17 protein-coding genes and 4 tRNA genes are annotated in these 18,903 nt (G+C 69.5%); 3 read left to right on the plus strand and 18 right to left on the minus strand.

The window, feature by feature from the left end; genetic code table 11:
* Window position 1: 1 nt before the first annotated feature.
* The 17 genes from rpoB to KAK07_RS08485 all read right to left on the minus strand — a co-directional run bounded on the left by rpoB (window position 2) and on the right by KAK07_RS08485 (window position 14,244).
* Window positions 2-4,123 (minus strand): DNA-directed RNA polymerase subunit beta, encoded by a 4,122-nt coding sequence (rpoB, locus tag KAK07_RS08405; RefSeq protein ID WP_210860188.1) that lies wholly within the window; start codon window positions 4,121-4,123, stop codon window positions 2-4.
* Between the two features lie 342 nt (window positions 4,124-4,465).
* Window positions 4,466-4,846, minus strand: coding sequence for a 50S ribosomal protein L7/L12 (gene rplL, locus KAK07_RS08410; RefSeq protein WP_210860190.1), 381 nt, complete (start codon window positions 4,844-4,846; stop codon window positions 4,466-4,468).
* 50 nt (window positions 4,847-4,896) lie between these two features.
* Window positions 4,897-5,418, minus strand: a complete 522-nt coding sequence (rplJ, locus tag KAK07_RS08415; protein ID WP_210852880.1) for a 50S ribosomal protein L10 — start codon at window positions 5,416-5,418, stop codon at window positions 4,897-4,899.
* A gap of 299 nt (window positions 5,419-5,717) precedes the next feature.
* Window positions 5,718-6,428: a 50S ribosomal protein L1 gene (gene rplA / locus KAK07_RS08420; RefSeq protein ID WP_210860192.1), complete on the minus strand. Its 711-nt coding sequence runs from the start codon at window positions 6,426-6,428 to the stop codon at window positions 5,718-5,720.
* 1 nt (window position 6,429) lies between these two features.
* The gene (gene rplK / locus KAK07_RS08425) at window positions 6,430-6,861 is read right to left on the minus strand and encodes a 50S ribosomal protein L11 (protein ID WP_210852883.1); all 432 of its coding nucleotides are present in this window, start codon (window positions 6,859-6,861) and stop codon (window positions 6,430-6,432) included.
* A gap of 170 nt (window positions 6,862-7,031) precedes the next feature.
* Window positions 7,032-7,610: a transcription termination/antitermination protein NusG gene (nusG, locus tag KAK07_RS08430; RefSeq protein ID WP_210852884.1), complete on the minus strand. Its 579-nt coding sequence runs from the start codon at window positions 7,608-7,610 to the stop codon at window positions 7,032-7,034.
* A 34-nt stretch (window positions 7,611-7,644) separates the two neighbouring features.
* Window positions 7,645-8,031: a preprotein translocase subunit SecE gene (gene secE, locus KAK07_RS08435; RefSeq protein ID WP_210852885.1), complete on the minus strand. Its 387-nt coding sequence runs from the start codon at window positions 8,029-8,031 to the stop codon at window positions 7,645-7,647.
* 157 nt (window positions 8,032-8,188) lie between these two features.
* A tRNA-Trp gene (locus tag KAK07_RS08440) sits at window positions 8,189-8,264 on the minus strand.
* A gap of 19 nt (window positions 8,265-8,283) precedes the next feature.
* Window positions 8,284-9,474, minus strand: a complete 1,191-nt coding sequence (gene tuf, locus KAK07_RS08445) for an elongation factor Tu (RefSeq protein ID WP_210860184.1) — start codon at window positions 9,472-9,474, stop codon at window positions 8,284-8,286.
* A 55-nt stretch (window positions 9,475-9,529) separates the two neighbouring features.
* Window positions 9,530-9,604, minus strand: a tRNA-Thr gene (locus KAK07_RS08450).
* An 85-nt stretch (window positions 9,605-9,689) separates the two neighbouring features.
* Window positions 9,690-9,763 (minus strand) — tRNA-Gly (locus KAK07_RS08455).
* Between the two features lie 99 nt (window positions 9,764-9,862).
* A tRNA-Tyr gene (locus tag KAK07_RS08460) sits at window positions 9,863-9,948 on the minus strand.
* 62 nt (window positions 9,949-10,010) lie between these two features.
* A complete protein-coding gene (locus KAK07_RS08465; protein WP_375141221.1) occupies window positions 10,011-10,727 on the minus strand; it encodes a uracil-DNA glycosylase in 717 nt (238 codons plus the stop codon).
* A gap of 5 nt (window positions 10,728-10,732) precedes the next feature.
* Window positions 10,733-11,521, minus strand: a complete 789-nt coding sequence (gene trpC / locus KAK07_RS08470) for an indole-3-glycerol phosphate synthase TrpC (RefSeq protein WP_210860195.1) — start codon at window positions 11,519-11,521, stop codon at window positions 10,733-10,735.
* Window positions 11,522-11,533: 12 nt separating this feature from the next.
* A complete protein-coding gene (trpD, locus tag KAK07_RS08475; protein WP_210860197.1) occupies window positions 11,534-12,565 on the minus strand; it encodes an anthranilate phosphoribosyltransferase in 1,032 nt (343 codons plus the stop codon).
* Between the two features lie 18 nt (window positions 12,566-12,583).
* Entirely contained in the window at window positions 12,584-13,660 is a 1,077-nt protein-coding gene (gene ltaE / locus KAK07_RS08480) for a low-specificity L-threonine aldolase (RefSeq protein WP_210860199.1), read from the minus strand.
* Complete coding sequence (locus KAK07_RS08485; protein ID WP_210801712.1) at window positions 13,657-14,244, minus strand: aminodeoxychorismate/anthranilate synthase component II; 588 nt, start codon at window positions 14,242-14,244, stop codon at window positions 13,657-13,659. Before KAK07_RS08485 ends, ltaE begins: the two co-directional genes overlap by 4 nt.
* A 334-nt stretch (window positions 14,245-14,578) precedes the next feature.
* Between KAK07_RS08485 and bchI the strand changes: the two genes are divergently transcribed.
* Both bchI and KAK07_RS08495 read left to right on the plus strand, forming a co-directional pair.
* Window positions 14,579-15,607, plus strand: a complete 1,029-nt coding sequence (bchI, locus tag KAK07_RS08490) for a magnesium chelatase ATPase subunit I (RefSeq protein ID WP_210860201.1) — start codon at window positions 14,579-14,581, stop codon at window positions 15,605-15,607.
* The gene (locus KAK07_RS08495; RefSeq protein WP_210860202.1) at window positions 15,604-17,370 is read left to right on the plus strand and encodes a magnesium chelatase subunit D; all 1,767 of its coding nucleotides are present in this window, start codon (window positions 15,604-15,606) and stop codon (window positions 17,368-17,370) included. Before bchI ends, KAK07_RS08495 begins: the two co-directional genes overlap by 4 nt.
* Here the strand turns inward: KAK07_RS08495 and bchO are convergent.
* On the minus strand, window positions 17,346-18,179 hold the full coding sequence (gene bchO, locus KAK07_RS08500; protein WP_210860203.1) for an alpha/beta fold hydrolase BchO: 834 nt from the start codon (window positions 18,177-18,179) through the stop codon (window positions 17,346-17,348). The genes KAK07_RS08495 and bchO overlap by 25 nt on opposite strands.
* Before the next feature lie 62 nt (window positions 18,180-18,241).
* Here bchO and KAK07_RS08505 point away from each other — a divergent pair, with 62 nt between their 5' ends.
* Window positions 18,242-18,892, plus strand: a complete 651-nt coding sequence (locus KAK07_RS08505) for a biliverdin-producing heme oxygenase (RefSeq protein ID WP_210860204.1) — start codon at window positions 18,242-18,244, stop codon at window positions 18,890-18,892.
* Window positions 18,893-18,903: the final 11 nt, after the last annotated feature.

Here is an 18,903-nt window from a genome sequence, read left to right on the forward strand (position 1 = left end):
ATCAGTTCTTCTCCAGCTCGATGTCGATACCCAGCGAGCGGATTTCCTTCACCAGCACGTTGAACGATTCCGGCATGCCGGCATCGATCGCGTGCTCGCCCTTGACGATGTTCTCGTACACCTTGGTGCGGCCGTTCACGTCGTCCGACTTGACGGTCAGCATTTCCTGCAGCACGTAGGCGGCGCCGTAGGCTTCCAGCGCCCAGACTTCCATTTCGCCGAAGCGCTGGCCGCCGAACTGCGCCTTGCCGCCCAGCGGCTGCTGGGTGACCAGGCTGTACGGGCCGGTGGAGCGGGCGTGCATCTTGTCGTCGACCAGGTGGTGCAGCTTCAGCACGTGCATGTACCCCACGGTGGTCGGGCGTTCGAAGCGCTCGCCGGTGCGGCCGTCATGCAGCCATGCCTGGGTGCGGGTGTCGGTCAGGCCCTTGCGGGTGGCGATGTCTTCCGGGTAGGCCAGCTTCAGCATGGCGCGGATTTCCTCTTCCTTGGCGCCGTCGAAGACCGGCGTCGCGAAGGGCACACCCTTGCTGAGTTCCTGGGCCATCTCGATGACCTCGGCGTCGGTGAACTCGCCCAGGTTCTCGGACTTGCCGCCCGACTGGTTGTAGAGCTCGTCCATGAACTGGCGCAGCTCGGCCACCGCGGCCTCGCGCTGCAGCATGTCGCCGATGCGCTGGCCGATGCCCTTGCCGGCCCAGCCCAGGTGCACTTCCAGCACCTGGCCGACGTTCATCCGCGAGGGCACGCCCAGCGGGTTCAGAACGATGTCGGCGGGGGTGCCGTCGGCCATGTAGGGCATGTCCTCGACCGGCACGATCTTGGACACCACACCCTTGTTGCCGTGGCGGCCGGCCATCTTGTCGCCAGGCTGCAGGCGGCGCTTGACGGCCAGGTAGACCTTGACCATCTTCAGCACGCCGGCGGGCAGCTCGTCGCCCTGGGTCAGCTTCTTGCGCTTTTCCTCGAAGGCGAGGTCGAAGCCGTGGCGGGTCTGCTCGAGCGAGTTCTTGATCGACTCGAGCTGGTTGGCCAGGGTCTCCTCGGCCGGACGGACGTCGAACCAGTGGTACTTGTCGATGCCGGCCAGGTACTCCTTGGTGATCGACGCGCCCTTGGCCAGGCGCTGCGGGCCGCCATTGGCCACGCTGCCGACCAGCAGCTTCTCGATCCGGTCGAAGGCGTCGGCCTCGACGATGCGCAGCTGGTCGTTCAGGTCCAGGCGGAAGCGCTTGAGTTCATCGTCGATGATCTGCTGGGCGCGCTTGTCGCGCTGGATGCCTTCACGGGTGAAGACCTGCACGTCGATGACGGTGCCCTGCGTGCCCTGGTCGACGCGCAGCGAGGTGTCCTTCACGTCGGAGGCCTTCTCGCCGAAGATCGCGCGCAGCAGCTTCTCTTCCGGGGTCAGCGTGGTCTCGCCCTTGGGGGTGACCTTGCCCACCAGCACGTCGCCGGGGTTGACCTCGGCGCCGATGTAGACGATGCCCGACTCGTCCAGGCGCGCCAGTTGCTGCTCGGACAGGTTGGGAATGTCGCGGGTGATTTCCTCGGCGCCCAGCTTGGTGTCGCGGGCCATGACCACCAGTTCCTCGATGTGGATCGAGGTGTAGCGGTCTTCGGCGACGACGCGCTCGCTGATCAGGATCGAGTCCTCGAAGTTGTAGCCGTTCCAGGGCATGAACGCGACCAGCATGTTCTGGCCCAGGGCCAGTTCACCCAGGTCGGTCGACGCGCCGTCGGCCACCACGTCGCCCGCCGCCACCTTGTCACCGCGGCGCACGATGGCGCGCTGGTGGATGTTGGTGTTCTGGTTCGAGCGCTGGTACTTGATCAGGTTGTAGATGTCGACGCCGACTTCACCCGCCACGGCTTCCGCGTCATTGACGCGGATCACCACGCGGTTGGTGTCGACATAGTCGACCACACCGCCGCGGCGCGCCGTGACCACGGTGCCCGAGTCGACCGCGGCGACGCGCTCGACACCGGTGCCCACCAGGGCCTTCTCGGGGCGCAGCACCGGCACGGCCTGGCGCTGCATGTTGGCGCCCATCAGCGCGCGGTTCGCGTCGTCGTGCTCCAGGAAGGGCACCAGCGAGGCCGCCACCGAGACGATCTGCGTCGGCGCCACGTCCATGTACTGGATGCGCTCGGGCGAGGTCAGCACCGATTCGCCGTTCTCACGGGCCGAGACCAGCTCGTCGGTCAGCGTGCCGTCGGCGCCCAGCGAGGCGTTCGCCTGGGCGATGACGTACTTGCCTTCCTCGATGGCCGACAGGTAGTCGATCTGGTCGGTCACCTTGCTGTCGACCACGCGGCGGTACGGCGTCTCGAGGAAGCCGTACTCGTTGAGCTGGGCGTACAGCGCGAGCGAGTTGATCAGGCCGATGTTCGGGCCTTCCGGCGTTTCGATCGGGCAGACGCGGCCGTAGTGCGTGGGGTGCACGTCGCGCACCTCGAAGCCGGCGCGCTCGCGGGTCAGACCGCCCGGGCCCAGGGCCGAGACGCGACGCTTGTGCGTGATCTCGGACAGCGGGTTGGTCTGGTCCATGAACTGCGACAGCTGCGACGCTCCGAAGAACTCCTTGAGCGCCGCGGAGATCGGCTTGGAGTTGATCAGGTCGTGCGGCATCAGGGCCTCGGTCTCGGCCTGGCCCAGACGCTCCTTGACGGCCTTCTCGATGCGGGCCAGGCCCGAGCGGTACTGGTTCTCGGCCAGTTCGCCCACGCAGCGCACGCGGCGGTTGCCCAGGTGGTCGATGTCATCGACCTCGCCGCGGCCGTTGCGCAGTTCGACCAGGATCTTGACGACGTCCAGGATGTCCTCGTTGGACAGCGTCATCGGGCCTTCGGGGGCGTCGCGGCCCACGCGGGCGTTGAACTTCATGCGGCCCACGCGCGACAGGTCATACGTGTCGGCGCTGTAGAACAGGCGCTGGAACAGGGCCTCGACGGCGTCCTCGGTCGGCGGCTCGCCGGGGCGCATCATGCGGTAGATCGCGACGCGGGCGGCCAGCTGGTCGGCGGTCTCGTCCAGACCCAGGGTCTGGCTGATGTAGGCACCCTGGTCCAGTTCATTGGTGAACAGGCACTGGATGTCCTTGATGCCGGCGGCGCGCAGCTTCTTGAGCAGCGACTCGGTCAGCTCGTCGTTGGCCTTGGCGATGATCTCGCCGGTGTCCGGGTCGACCATGTTGCGGGCCACGATGCGGCCCACCAGGAAGTCTTCCGGCACCGAGATGAAGGTGGTGCCGCCCTGCTCGAGCTGGCGCACGTGGCGCGCGGTGATGCGCTTGTCCTTCTCGACGATGACCGCACCGGTCTTGTCGGTGATGTCGAAGCGGGCCACCTCGCCCTTCAGGCGCTCGGGCACGAACTCCATCTGCGCGCCCGCATCCATCAGGCGGAAGGTGTCGTTCTTGAAGAAGTGCGCCAGGATCTGCTCGGGGTTCAGGCCGATGGCCTTGAGCAGGATCGTGACCGGCATCTTGCGGCGACGGTCGACGCGGAAGTACAGGATGTCCTTCGGGTCGAACTCGAAGTCCAGCCAGGAGCCGCGGTAGGGAATGATGCGGGCGCTGAACAGCAGCTTGCCCGAGCTGTGGGTCTTGCCCTTGTCGTGCTCGAAGAACACGCCGGGCGAGCGGTGCAGCTGGCTGACGATGACGCGTTCGGTGCCGTTGACGATGAACGAGCCGTAGTCGGTCATCAGGGGCACCTCGCCCATGTAGACCTCCTGCTCCTTGATCTCCTTGACCACCTTGGCAGGATGCGCCTCGCGGTCATAGATGATCATCTGCAGCTTGGCGCGCACCGCGGCGGCAAAGGTCAGGCCGCGCTGCTGGCACTCGCGCACGTCGAACGTGGGCTTGGCGATGTTGAATTCGATGAACTTCATCTCCACGAACCCGTTGTGCGACACGATCGGGAACGCGGACAGGAAGGCGGCCTGCAAGCCTTCGGGCTTGCGCTGCTGCGGCGGGGTGTCCTTCTGCAGGAAGGCGACGTAGGACTCCCGCTGCATCGTCAGCAGGTAGGGGACGTTGAGAACGCTCTCGCGCTTGCCGAAGCTCTTGCGGATACGCTTGCGCTCGGTGTAGCTGTAGGGGGTTGCTTGCGCCATGGAAGACTCCGTATCGACAGCGCGTGCCGGCCGGTAGCACGGGCTGCGTCGGCGACTGGCTGGCCAGGCTCATCCCCTCACGGGGAGACCTGAAAGCTTGGTGGTTGGCCACTACCAACCGCTGGCGGACAACCCCGGCATTGCACCGGAGTCCGACCAAACCCGTTCTCTGCAGTCGGATCAGAGAACACTTGGAAAACCCACGATTATCACTCGGGAATTTTCCAGCTGCTCTCAACAGGGTTTTGCACCGCCGCGACCGGGGCCGCCGCGGTGCGCCCTGTAAGCGCAAAAGGCCGGGAGCCCTTGGCGGGCTCCCAGCCTCCTGGCCAGGGGGCTGAATTACTTCAGCTCGGCCTTGGCGCCGGCTTCCACCAGCTTCTTGACGGCGGCTTCGGCGTCGGCCTTGGCAATGCCTTCCTTGACGTTCTTCGGGGCGCCGTCGACCAGGTCCTTGGCTTCCTTCAGGCCCAGGCCGGTCAGTTCGCGCACGGCCTTGATGACCGAGACCTTGTTGGCGCCGGCTTCGGTCAGCACGACGTTGAACTCGGTCTTCTCTTCAGCGGCCGGGGCGCCAGCGCCAGCGGCACCGCCGGCGGCCGGGGCGGCCATGGCGGCGGCGGACACGCCGAACTTCTCTTCAATCGCCTTGACCAGGTCGTTGAGTTCCATGACGGACATGCTGTCCAGGGCGGTCAGGAAGGCGTCTTTGTCGAAAGCCATGATGGTTTCCTTGAAATCAGTGAATCAGTGAATGGGTACAGGCAGCGGGATCAGGCCGCAGGGGCCTCGGCAGGCGCTTCAGCGCCGCCACCACGCTTCTCGGACAGGGCAGCCAGGACGCCGGCCATGCGTTGCACGGGCGACATCAGCAGGCCAGCGATCTGGGCCAGCAGGACTTCCTTGCTGGGGATCGACGCCAGGGCCTTGACGCCGTCGGCGTCCAGGGCCTTGCCAGCGTAGGCACCAGCCTTGATGACCAGCTTGTCGTTGCCCTTGGCAAAGTCGGCGATGACTTTGGCCGCGGCGACGGCATCTTCCGAAAAGCCGTAGATCAGCGGACCGGCCATGCTCTCCGCGGCCACCTCGAACGGGGTGCCGGCGACAGCGCGACGGGCCAGGGTGTTCTTCAGCACGTGAAGATACACACCCTTGGCACGCGCATCGACGCGCAGCTTGTTCAGGGCTTCCACGGTGAGGCCACGGTACTCGGCCAGCGCCAGGGTCTGGGACTTGGCGGCTTGCGCTGCCACTTCCTCGATCACGGCCGCCTTCTCGTTGCGGTTGAGACTCAAGGTCTACTCCTCACATCACGCACCTTCGCCACCCTGACGGGCGACTCCGGTGCACCGGGGTTTCAGCGACCTTGCCGCTTCGAGTGAGGTGCCCATCACGGTTCACTTCCTTCGTCACGGCGGGGACGCCATCTGCGCTGGTGGACCCCTCGGGCGGACCCTCGGGTTCGATTAAGACGGCACCTGCGTGCCGTCACCAGCGGTCTTGGATGGCCCGCGCCCGGAGCAAGCTCCTGGCACGGCCCACCAATGACCAACCGGGCGTCAAGACGGCCGCCCGGCCGGATTCAATGCCTCGATCAGGCAGCGGCGGTGTTGATCGCCACCGAGCTGATGTCGACGCGAGCACCCACGCCCATCGTCGAGGACACGGCCAGCTTGCGCAGGTAGACACCCTTGGACGAGGCCGGCTTGGCCTTGTTCAGGGCTTCCAGCAGCGCGGCCAGGTTGCCCACCAGCTTGTCGTCGTCGAACGAGCGACGGCCGATCGTGCCGTGGATGATGCCGGCCTTGTCGACGCGGAACTGGACCTGACCGGCCTTGGCGTTCTTCACCGCCGTGGCGACGTCCGGGGTCACGGTGCCGACCTTCGGGTTCGGCATCAGGCCGCGCGGGCCCAGGATCTGACCCAGGGTACCGACGATGCGCATCGTGTCGGGCGAGGCGATCACCACGTCGAAGGGCATGTCACCCGCCTTGACGCGCTCGGCCAGGTCTTCCATGCCGACCACGTCGGCGCCGGCGGCCTTGGCTTCCTCGGCCTTGGCGCCCTGGGCGAACACGGCCACGCGCTTGGTCTTGCCGGTGCCGTTGGGCAGCACGACGGCGCCACGCACGACCTGGTCCGACTTCTTGGCGTCGATGCCCAGCTGCACGGCCACGTCGATCGACTCATCGAACTTGGCGGTGGCGCAGCTCTTGACCAGGCTCAGCGCGTCATTGATGGTGTACAGCTTCAGGCTGTCGACCTTGCCCTGCAGGGCCTTGGCCTTCTTGGTCAGCTTTGCCATGTCACACGCCCTCCACGATCACGCCCATCGAGCGGGCGGAACCGGCAATCGTCTTCACCGCGGCGTCCATGTCGGCCGCCGTCAGGTCCTTCTGCTTCATCTTGGCGATCTCTTCCAGCTGGGCGCGGGTGATCTTGCCCACCTTGTTCAGGTGCGGCTTGTCCGAGCCCTTGTCCAGCTTGATCGCCTTCTTGATCAGCACCGTCGCCGGGGGCGACTTCAGCACGAAGGTGAAGGACTTGTCAGCGAAGGCGGTGATCACCACGGGCAGCATCAGACCGGGCTCCATGCCCTGGGTCTGGGCGTTGAACGCCTTGCAGAACTCCATGATGTTCAGGCCGCGCTGGCCCAGCGCCGGACCGACCGGCGGAGAGGGGTTGGCCTTGCCGGCCGGGATCTGCAGCTTGATGAAGCCGACGATCTTCTTTGCCATGAATGGCTCCTTTTCGAGTTCAGACGCTTCGGGGCATCAGCCCCTCGGCTCCTCGTCCACGACCCGTTTCGAACTTCATCAGCGGCGCCGGGTCGGGAACGCTGCTGACTGCCTTGACCTTTTGAGCCCGCCCTGCGGGGCGGACTCGACAGGTCTGACGACTCAGGTCGTCAGACCTTTTCGACCTGGGAGAAGTCCAGCTCCACTGGCGTGGCACGACCGAAGATCGTGACCGAGACGCGGACCTTGGACTTCTCGTAGTTGACTTCCTCGACGGCGCCGTTGAAGTCGGTGAACGGGCCTTCCTTGACGCGGACCAGCTCGCCGACCTGCCACTCGACCTTGGGCCGCGGCTTCTCGACGCCTTCCTGCATCTGGTTGACGATCTTCATCACCTCGGCCTCGGAGATCGGGGCCGGGCGGTTGCGCGCGCCGCCGACGAAGCCGGTGACCTTGCTGGTGTGCTTGACCAGGTGCCAGGACTCGTCGTCCATCAGCATCTCGACCAGCACGTAGCCGGGGAAGAAGCGGCGCTCGGTGACCGACTTCTTGCCGTTCTTCAGCTCGACCACTTCCTCGGTCGGCACCAGGATGCGGCCGAACTTGGCCTGCATGCCGGCGCGCTCGATGCGCTCGCGGATGTTGCGCTCGACGGCCTTCTCCATGCCCGAATAGGCATGCACCACGTACCAGCGCATGCCGTTGGCCGGTGCGTTGGCGGTGGTGTCGGGGGCGACGGATTCGCTCATTCGGATGCCTCTTGTTGGATGACCGGGTGCGCGTTCAGCGCTTCCAGCCCAGGATCAGGTCGTACAGCACCCACTCCAGCGTCTTGTCGGTCAGCCACAGGAACAGGGCCATCACGACGACGAAGGCGAACACGTACAGCGTCATCTGGCCGGCTTCCTTGCGGGTGGGCCAGACGACCTTCTTGACCTCGCGCACCGACTCGCGGCCGAAGCCGATCAGCTGCTTGCCGTTCTCGGACGTGAAGAACACGACCACCGCCAGGGCCACGCCCACCAGCAGGGCCACCACGCGCAGCCACATGCTCTGCTGGTTCAGCAGGTAGAAGGCCGCGACCGAGCCGATCAGCAGCACCGCCGCTGCGGCCAGCTTGGCCTTGTCAGCGCCGGTGGAGACAGTTTCGACTTGAGGAGAGGTGGACATGGTCTGCTTGGGTGGTCTGTCGGCCCGTCAGGAGACTGACGGCCCAACAGCAGGAAAGCCCGCCGGGCTCTGGTGGCCTGCGGGCTGCCTGCTTCGGGCTGCTGGGCTCCTTGCGGAGCCACCAACCGGGCACGCTGTTCTGCGCAGCGTGTTCAGTTGGCAGGGGCAGTAGGAATCGAACCTACAACCTTCGGTTTTGGAGACCGACGCTCTGCCAATTGAGCTATACCCCTGCGGCCTTTTCGGGAAGGTTTACTCGATGATCTTGGCCACGACGCCGGCGCCGACGGTGCGGCCGCCTTCACGGATGGCGAAGCGCAGGCCTTCTTCCATCGCGATCGGGGCGATCAGCTTGACGGTGATGCTGACGTTGTCGCCCGGCATGACCATTTCCTTGTCCTTCGGCAGCTCCACCGCGCCGGTCACGTCCGTCGTGCGGAAGTAGAACTGCGGGCGATAGTTGTTGAAGAACGGGGTGTGGCGGCCGCCCTCTTCCTTGCTCAGGACATAGACCTCAGCGGTGAAGTGGGTGTGCGGCTTGATCGAGCCGGGCTTGCACAGCACCTGGCCGCGCTCGACTTCCTCGCGCTTGGTTCCGCGCAGCAGGATGCCCACGTTGTCGCCCGCCTGGCCCTGGTCCAGCAGCTTGCGGAACATTTCCACGCCGGTGCAGGTGGTCTTCTGGGTCGGCTTGATACCGACGATCTCGATTTCCTCGCCGACCTTGATGATGCCGCGCTCGACGCGACCGGTCACCACGGTGCCGCGGCCCGAGATCGAGAACACGTCTTCCACCGGCATCAGGAAGGTGCCGTCCACGGCGCGCTCGGGCGTCGGGATGTAGCTGTCCAGCGCGTCGGCCAGGCGGAAGATCGCCTGCTCGCCCAGGTCACCGGTGTCGCCTTCGATCGCCAGCTTGGCCGAGCCCTTGATGATCGGGGTGTCGTCGCCGGGGAAGTCGTACTTGCTGAGCAGCTCGCGCACTTCCATCTCGACCAGCTCGAGCAGCTCGGCGTCGTCGACCATGTCGCACTTGTTCAGGAAGACGATGATGTAGGGCACGCCCACCTGACGCGCCAGCAGGATGTGCTCGCGGGTCTGGGGCATCGGGCCGTCAGCGGCCGAGCACACCAGGATCGCGCCGTCCATCTGGGCGGCGCCGGTGATCATGTTCTTCACATAGTCGGCGTGGCCCGGGCAGTCGACGTGCGCGTAGTGGCGGTTGGCCGTCTCGTACTCGACGTGCGCGGTGTTGATCGTGATGCCGCGTGCCTTCTCTTCCGGCGCCGCATCGATCTGGTCGTAGGCCTTGGCCTCGCCACCGAACTTCTTGGCCAGGATCGTCGTGATCGCCGCCGTCAGCGTCGTCTTGCCATGGTCCACGTGACCAATCGTGCCCACGTTCACGTGCGGCTTGGTCCGTTCAAACTTGCCTTTTGCCATCTTGCGCTCCTGGTGCCCCTGAGGGCGTTCGAGAACAATGAAAACGAGAAAGAGGTGGTGCCCATGGCGCGGATCGAACGCGCGACCTCTCCCTTACCAAGGGAGTGCTCTACCACTGAGCCACATGGGCATCGACACAGGATTGAGGGCTGCCGGGGCACCCCTCAGGCCTGTGTCGACTCACTCGACACACACCAACGAACCCTGTCCTTCACTGGAGCGGGAGACGGGAATCGAACCCGCGTCATTAGCTTGGAAGGCTAAGGTTCTACCATTGAACTACTCCCGCTCGGGACTCGTTCACTCATTCGCAACTTGTCGCCAGCCTTGCGGCCGGCGCACTCACCGCACCAGCCTTGCGGCTGGTGCTCTCATGACAGGTTCGCTCTGGTGGAGGAGGCTGGATTCGAACCAGCGTAGGCGTAAGCCAACAGATTTACAGTCTGCCCCCTTTAGCCACTCGGGCACCCCTCCGGAGCGAGCCCAAGAGTTTAGCAGCTTTTTCGTGCAGTGCGCAAATCGGCGCGCCAGCGCGATCAGCCCAGCCGCCAGTCGACGTCGATGCCCGCCTGGCGGCAGGCGCCGAAGTGGCCGCAGCCCAGGAAGGGCAGCGGCGGGCGGCGGGCCGACAGCGGCGACGGGTGGTTGGCCTGCAGCAGCAGGTGGCGGCCCGGCGCGGCGGCCTCGATCAGCGGCGCCTTGGCTTGCGCATGTGCCCCCCACAGCAGGAAGGCGATGCGGCGCGGCTGGCGGGCGACCGCCTCGATCAGCGCATCGGTCAGCGCCTCCCAGCCCTTCTTCGCATGACTGGCCGGCTGGCCGTCCTCGACCGTCAGGCTGGTGTTGAGCAGCAGCACGCCGCGCCGTGCCCAGTCGCCCAGGTGGCCGTGGCGCGGCGGCACCAGGCCCAGATCACGCTGCAGCTCGGCGTGGATGTTGCGCAGGCTCGGCGGGATCTTCTGGCCCGGCGGCACCGAGAAGGCCAGACCTTCGGCCTGGCCCAGCCCGTGGTACGGGTCCTGGCCCAGGATCACCGCCCGCACCGCGTCCAGCGGCGTCAGCGCCAGCGCCCGGAAGGGCTGGGCGGGGTAGATCAGCGCGCCGGCGGTGCGGCGGGCGTCGACGTGGGCGATCAGGCCGCGGCCGGCGGACGTGCCCACCCAGGCCTCGACAACGCTTCGCCAGTCAGTGCCCACTTCCGCAATCAGCGCCTCCAGCGGCTGTTCCAGCCGCAAGCCGGCGCCGCCGAACAAGTCGCTCACGCGAACAGCGTGGCCAGGGCCACGCCCGGGTCGGGCTGGCGCATGAAGGCCTCGCCGACCAGGAAGGCGTGCACGTGGGCGGCGCGCATGCGCTGCACATCGGCCTGGCCCAGGATGCCCGACTCGGTCACCAGCAGGCGGTCGGCCGGCACGCGCGGCAGCAGGCCCAGCGTGGTGTCCAGGGTCACGTCGAAGGTGCGCAGGTTGCGGTTGTTGATGCCCACCAGCGGCGTGCGCAGGCGCAGTGCGCGGTCCAGTTCGGCGCCGTCGTGCACCTCCACCAGTACCGCCATGCCCAGGCCGTGGGCGGTGGCTTCCAGGTCGGCCATCTGGGCGTCGTCCAGGCAGGCGGCGATCAGCAGGATGCAGTCGGCACCCATCGCGCGGGCCTCGACCACCTGGTAGTCATCGACCATGAAGTCCTTGCGCAGCACCGGCAGCGCGCAGGCGACGCGGGCGGCGCGCAGGTAGTCGGCGCTGCCCTGGAAGAACTGCACATCGGTCAGCACGCTCAGGCAGGCGGCGCCGTGGGCGGCATAGCTGGCGGCGATGTCGGCGGGCTCGAAGGGGTCGCGCATCACGCCCTTGCTGGGGCTGGCCTTCTTGATCTCGGCGATCACACCGGCCTGGCCGGCGGCGATCTTCGCGCGCAGCGCGCCGATGAAGTCGCGCTGGCCACCCAGCGATTCGGCCTCGCGGCGCAGGCTGGCCAGGTCGCGTGCCGCCCTGGCGGCGGCCACTTCCTGGTGCTTGACCGCCACGATCTTCTTAAGGATGTCGTCCATCGACTCAGCCCCTCAGCCTTTCAAGGCCTGGGTGGCCGCGACAAACGCGCTCAGCTTGGCCATGGCCCGCCCCGAGGCCACCGCCTCGCGGGCCAGCTTCACGCCGTCGCTGATGCTGGCCGCCTGGCCGCCGCAGTACAGCGCGGCGCCGGCATTGAGCAGCACGATGTCGCGCACCGGGCCGTCCTCGTTGCCCAGCGCGCGCTGGATGCAGGCCACCGATTCATCGCGGTTGGCCACCCGCAGCACGCGGCTGTCGTAGACCGGCAGGCCGAAGTCGCTGGGGTGCACCATGTACTCGTGCACCGAGCCGTCCTTCAGCTCACCCACCATGGTCTCGCCCGACAGCGAAATCTCGTCCATGCCGTTCATGCCGTAGACCACCATCGCATGCTCGGCGCCCAGGCGCTGCAGCACGCGCACCTGGATGCCCACCAGGTCGGGGTGGAACACGCCCAGCAGGATGTTGGGCGCGCCGGCCGGGTTGGTCAGCGGGCCCAGGATGTTGAAGATGGTGCGCACGCCCAGCTCCTTGCGCACCGGCGCCGCATGCTTCATCGACGCATGGTGGTTGGGCGCGAACATGAAGGCGATGCCGGTCTGCGCCAGGCACTGCGCCACCTGCTCCGGGTTGAGGTTGATGTGCGCGCCCAGCGCCTCCATCACGTCGGCCGAGCCGCTGGTGGACGACACGCTGCGCCCACCGTGCTTGGCCACCCGCGCGCCCGCCGCCGCGGCAACGAAGGTGCTGGCGGTGGAGATGTTGAAGGTGTGGCTGCCGTCGCCGCCGGTGCCGACGATGTCGACCAGGCCGGTGCGGTCGGCCACCGGCACCGGCGTGGCGAACTCGCGCATCACCTGGGCGGCGGCGGCGATCTCGCCGATCGACTCCTTCTTGACGCGCAGGCCGATCGCCAGCGCGGCGATCATCACCGGCGACATCTCGCCGCTCATGATGCGGCGCATCAGCGTCAGCATCTCGTCGTGGAAGATCTCTCGGTGCTCGATGACGCGGGTCAGCGCCTCGGTGTTGGTGATGCTCATGGCGGTCTTTCGGGCGGGTCAGTACGGGGCGCGCGACGCCGCGGTGGGCGCATCGGCGGCGGGGGAGAGTTCGACGAAGGCGCGCACCGCGGCGATGGTGCGGTCGATGCCGGCGGCATCGACGTCCTGGTGGGTGACGAAGCGCAGGCCGATCAGGCCGGTGGCCAGGATGCCCTGCGCCGCCAGGTGGGCCAGCAGCGCCGGGCCGCGGCCGTCGGCCACATCGACGAAGACGATGTTGGTTTCGGCGCTCTTGACGCTCAGCCCCGGCAGGCCGCGCAGGCCGTCGGCCAGGCGCGCGGCCAGCGCGTGGTCCTCGTGAAGGCGGCCCAGGTGGTGGGTCAGCGCATGGTCGATCGCCGCGGCCAGCAGGCCGACCTGGCGCAGGCCACCGCCGGCCATCTTGCGGATGCGGTGGGCGCGGGTGATGAGCTCGCGCGAGCCGCACAGCAGCGAGCCCACCGGCGCGCCCAGGCCCTTGGAGCAGCAGATCGAGACGCTGTCGAAGTGGCGCGTGATGCCGCGCAGCGCGCTGGCAACATCACCCCCCGACCCGGCCTCGGCCACTGCGGCGTTGAACACCCGCGCGCCGTCCAGGTGGCAGGCCAGGCCGCGCGAGCGCGCCAACGCGGTGGCCTCGGCCAGGTAGCTCTGCGGCATCACATGGCCGTTCCAGGTGTTCTCCAGGCACAGCAGGCGGCTGCGGGCGAAGTGCGGGTCGTCGGGCTTGATCGCGCCGGCGATGTCGGCCAGCGCCATCTGCCCGCGCGCGTCCTGCGCCAGCGGCTGCGGCTGGATGCTGCCCAGCACCGCGGCGCCGCCGCCCTCGTAGCGGTAGGTGTGGGCCAGCTGGCCGACGATGTACTCGTCGCCGCGCTGGCAGTGCGCCAGCAGCGCGCAGAAGTTGCTCTGCGTGCCGCTGGGCATGAACAGCGCCGCCTCCATGCCGGCCAGCGCCGCCATGCGCTCCTGCAGCGCGTTGACGGTGGGGTCGTCGCCGAAGACGTCGTCGCCCACCTCGGCGCGGGCCATGGCCTCGCGCATCGCGGCGGTGGGCCGCGTGACCGTGTCGCTCCTTAGGTCGACGGTCTTCATGCGCGGCTCATCGCGACAAAGTTGCGCAGCATCGCATGCCCATGCTCGGAGAGGATGGACTCGGGATGGAACTGCACGCCCTCCAGCGGCGTGCGGGTGCCGGCCAGTTCGCGGTGGCGCACACCCATGATCTCGCCATCTTCCGAGCGCGAGGTCACCTGCAGCGCCTCGGGCCGGGTGCTCTCCTCGATCACCAGCGAGTGGTAGCGGATCACGGTGAACTGCTTGGGCAGGCCGGCGTAGACGCCTTCGCCATCGGTGTCGATGACGCTGGTCTTGCCGTGCATCTGGGTCTTGGCGCGGATGATGCGCCCGCCCAGCGCGGCACCGATGCTCTGGTGGCCCAGGCACACGCCCAGGATTGGCAGCTTGCCGACGAAGGCCTGGATCGCCGGCACGCACACGCCCGCCTCGGCCGGCGAACAGGGGCCGGGCGAGAGCACCAGCTGGTCGGGTTGCAGGGCACCGATCTCGTCGACGGTGATCTCGTCGTTGCGCACCACCTTCACCTCTTCGCCCAGCTCAGAGAAGTACTGGACCAGGTTAAAGGTGAAGGAGTCGTAGTTGTCGATCATCAGCAGCATGGGCGCTTTCCCTTGGATGGCAGCGGAGGTCTGGCGGACCCCCGGGATTCTGGATCCCGGCGTCCCCTTCCGGCGCAGGCTGGCGCGGCAGACGGGGCGGGGAGTGGGGCGGGGCCGCAACAGCGGTCGCCCGGGGCATGGGTGGGTTCAGGCCGATGGCTTGCGCCAACGCCACCCGGAGCGCGCTGCAGGGATCAGACGGATCGCAGACATGGACCCATTATGGCCGTGTCAGCAGGCCGCCGTCACCGTGCACGCGATCGCCAGCATTGACACCACCCAGTGTCCTGTTAAATTGACAGCCTGCGGCCCCCTGCCGCCCGAGGTGATATCCATGGCCACGCCCTACCCGTTCACCGCCATCGTCGGCCAGGAGGAGATGAAGCGGGCGCTGCTCGCCACCGTGGTCGATCCCAGCCTGGGCGGTGTGCTGATCCTGGGCGACCGCGGCACCGGCAAGTCCACCGCGGTGCGCGGTCTGGCCGCGCTGCTGCCGCCGATGCGCGCGCTGGCCGATTGCCGCTATGGCTGCGACCCGCGCGCCGGCGCCGCGCGCCTGTGTCCCGAATGCCAGGCCGCCGGCCGCCATGGCCGCTCACGCAGCGCGCTGCGCCCGGTGCCGGTGGTCGACCTGCCGCTGGGCGCCACCGAGGACCGGGTGGTTGGCGCGCTCGACCTGGAGCGGGCGCTGAGCCAGGGCGTCAAGGCCTTCGAGCCCGGGCTGCTGGCGCGGGCGCACCGGGGCTTCCTGTACATCGACGAGGTCAACCTGCTGGAGGACCACCTGGTCGACCTGCTGATCGACGTGGCCGCCTCGGGCGAGAACGTGGTCGAGCGCGAAGGCCTGTCGGTGCGTCACCCCGCCCGCTTCGTGCTGGTGGGCAGCGGCAACCCCGAGGAAGGCGAGTTGCGGCCGCAGCTGCTGGACCGCTTCGGCCTGGCGGTGGACGTGGGCACGCCCAAGGACATTGGCCAGCGCATCGAGGTGGTGCGCCGCCGCGAGGACTATGAGCGCGACCCCGAGGCCTTCCAGCAGACCTGGGCGGCCGAGCAGGCGCGGCTGCGGCGCCAGCTGCAGGGCGCCCAGCGCCGGCTGGCCGAGCTGGCGGTGTCCGATGAGGTGCTGACCCTGGCCGCCCAGCTGTGCCTGCAGCTGGGCACCGACGGCCTGCGCGGCGAGATCACGCTGATGCGCGCCGCCCGCGCGCTGGCCGCGCTGGAAGGCGCCGCCACCGTCACGCCCGAGCACCTGCGCCGCATGGCCGCGCCCGCGCTGCGCCACCGCCTGCGCCGCAACCCGCTGGACGACGCCGGTTCGGGCGTGCGGGTGCAGCGCGCGGTGGACGAGCTGGTGCCGGCGTGAACGCCATCGCGGCCCGCCAGGCCGCCGCGCTGCTCGCGGTGGACGCCGCCGGCCTGGGCGGCGTCGCGCTGCGCGACCGCCACGGCCCGCGCCGCGAGGCCTGGCTGGCCTGGCTGGCGGCCGGCCAGCCCCCCGAGACACCCTGGCGCCGCATGCCCGCCAGCATCGACACCGCGCGCCTGCTGGGCGGCCTGGACCTGACGGCCAGCCTGCGCAGCGGCCGCCCGGTGGCCCAGCGCGGCCTGCTGGCCGAGTGCGACGGCGGCGTGCTGCTGCTGCCGATGGCCGAGCGCCTGGACCGCGGCCGCGCCGCGCTGCTGGGCCATGCGCTGGACACCCACCAGGTGGCCGTGCAGCGTGAGGGCCTGGACCAATGCCTGCCGGCCTGCTGGGCGCTGGTGGCCATGGACGAGGGCGCCGAGCCCGACGAGACCCTGCCGCCCGCGCTGGCCGAGCGCCTGGGCCTGTGGCTGGACCTGGGCGCCTGCGGCGAAGCGCTGGACGCCCCCGTCGGCGACGAGGCTGCCGCCTGGCGCCAGCGGGTGCAAGCGGCCCACACGGCGCTGCCCTGGATCCAGGTGTCCGACGAGGCGCTGCAGGCGCTGGCCGAGACCGCCGCCGCGCTGGGCGTGGGCTCCGACCGCGCGCTGCTGCAGGCCTGGCGCGCCGCCCGCGCCGCCGCCGCCTGGGCCGGCCATGCCCAGGTGCAGGACGAGGACCTGGCCTGGGCCGCGCGCCTGGTGCTGGCGCCACGCGCCACCCAGCTGCCGCCGCTGCCCGCCGACGACACCGAGGAGACACCGGCCGAACCGCCGCCGCAGGACGCCTGCGCCGACACACCGCCCCCCGCCGACTCCAGCGATCCGGCCCCCAGCGACCAGGCGCTGGAGCAGGCCGCCGACGTGCTGCTGCAGGCCGCGCTGGCAGCGCTGCCGCCGGGCCTGCTGGCACGCCTGGCCGCCGGCCGCGCCCGCAACGCCTCGCGCAGCGCGGGCAGCGCCGGCGCCTGGCAGGTTCAGCCACTGCGCGGCCGCCCGGCCGGCGCCCACCCTGGCGACCCGCGCCGCGGCGCCCGGCTGAACCTGGTCGAGACGCTGCGCGCCGCCGCGCCCTGGCAGACGCTGCGCCGCCGCGAGCGCCCCGCCACCCCGAACCGGGTGCAGCTGCAGCGTGAGGATTTCCGCATCACCCGTCGCCTGCAGCAGCGCCAGACGGTGACCATGTTCGTCGTCGACGCCTCGGGCTCGGCGGCCGCGCACCGCCTGGCCGAGGCCAAGGGCGCGGTCGAGCTGCTGCTGGCCGAGTGCTATGTGCGGCGTGACCAGGTGGCGCTGCTGGCCTTCCGCGGCCAGCCGGGTGGCCCGTCGGTGGAATGGCTGCTGCCGCCCACCCGCGCGCTGGCGCGCGCACGCCGCTGTCTGGCCGGCCTGGTCGGCGGCGGCGCCACGCCGCTGGCCGCCGCACTCGACGCCGCCTTCCTGGCCAGCCAGGAACAGTTGCGCCGCGGCGCCACGCCGGTGGTGGTGGTGCTGTCCGACGGCCGCGCCAACCTGGCGCGCGACGGCAGCCCCGGGCGCACCCAGGCCGCGGCCGATGCACTGGTGTCGGCGCGCGCCTTCGCCGGCCAGTCACTCGATCTGCTGTGGCTGGACACCGCGCCGCAGCCCCAGGCCCAGGCGCGCGAGCTGGCCCAGGCGATGGGGGCGCGCTACCTGCCGCTGCCGCACGCCGACGCGCGTCAGCTGCACGCGGCGTTGGGCTGATCCAAATCGGCCAGCAGCAGCGCGGCCAGGCGCGGCGGGTCTTCCTCATGCATCAGGTGGCCCAGCCCGTCGAGGCGCTGCACCTGCACACCCGGCCGGCGCAGCCGCGCCGCCTGCGCCGGCGGCACCACCGCGTCGCGCTCGCCCACCACCAGCGTCAGCGGTTGCTGCAGACGCGGCAGGTCACGCTGCAGGCCGGCCAGGTCCCAGTCGGCCATCATCGACAGCACGCCCGCCAGGTGGGTGGGCTGGCGCAGCCAGTGGCCATAACGGGCCACGGCGTCTTCATTCAGTGTCGAGCCGGTGGCGGCGATCAGGCGGCGCACCGCCGTCAGGTCGCGCGCGCGCCAGGCGGCCAGCGGCGGCACCAGCGGGTTCCAGGCCAGCAGCCGGGCCAGCGCCGGGTAGGTCCAGCCGGCCAGACCGTCGAAGGGCTGCAGCGCGGCGTTCAGGCCGATCAGCCGGGTTGGGGGCGGCAGACCGCCATCCAGCGCCAGGCGCAGCATCAGCGCGCCACCGGCGGAATGCCCCAGCACCACCGCCGGCGGCTCGGCCAGCGTGGCCAGCAGCGCGCGCAGCGCCTCGGCCATCGCCGCCATGCCGCGTCGCCCGGGCGGCAGCGGGGCGCTGCGGCCCTGGCCGGGCAGGTCGGGGGCGAGCAGGGTCCAGCCAGCGTCACGCGCCAGCCAGGCCTGCGCCAGCGTCTGGAAGCTGTCGCTGCAGGCACCGGTGCCGTGCAGGCAGAGCAGCTGCCGAGGACCGTCGCCCCAGCGCGCCAGGTGCCAGCGCAGACCGCCGGCAGACACCATCGTGGTGCCCGCCCCCATCAAGCCCCCCCGCGGGCCACGGGCCAGGCCCTAAGATGGGCTGCATGAGTCCGGCCGCGCCCCCCTTTCAGCCCCTGGCCCGCCGGCTGCGCCAGGCCACGCAGACGCGCCACACCCAGGTGGAGCGCAGCGCGCTGATGCAGCGGCTGCTGCGCGGCCAGCTGGGCCGCGCCGATTACTGCGGCTGGCTGTGCGACCTGCACGCCCTGTACAGCGCGCTGGAAGACGGCCTGGACACGCCCGCCGTGCAGCAGCGCCTGGCGCCCTTGCTGGACCCGGCGCTGGCGCGCCGCAGTGCCCTGGACCAGGATCTGGGGCAGTTGCACGGCCCCGACTGGCGCGCCGATCTGCAGGCCAGTCCGCCGGCCCAGGCCTATGCGCTGCACCTGCAAGGCCTGGCCATCCGCCAGCCGCTGGGTCTGGCGGCACACGCCTATGTGCGCTACCTGGGCGACCTGGCGGGCGGCCAGGTGCTGGCGCGGGTGGTGGGCCAGAGCCTGGGTCTGGCCGGCGGCCCGGGCCTGGCGTTCTATGACTTCGGCGGTCCGGCGCGCGTGGGCGAGCTGGCCATGCGCTTTCGCAGCGGCCTGGACCAATTGGCGCGCGACGAGGACGAAGCCCAGGCGCTGGAGGACGAGGCCTGCGCCGCCTTCGACCGCCACGGCGACTGGTTCGACTGGCGCTGCCCGCCCTGACCCGCGCGGCG

It is taken from the genome of Ideonella alba, assembly GCF_018069875.1.
GTDB classification, from domain to species: Bacteria; Pseudomonadota; Gammaproteobacteria; order Burkholderiales; family Burkholderiaceae_C; genus Ideonella; species Ideonella alba.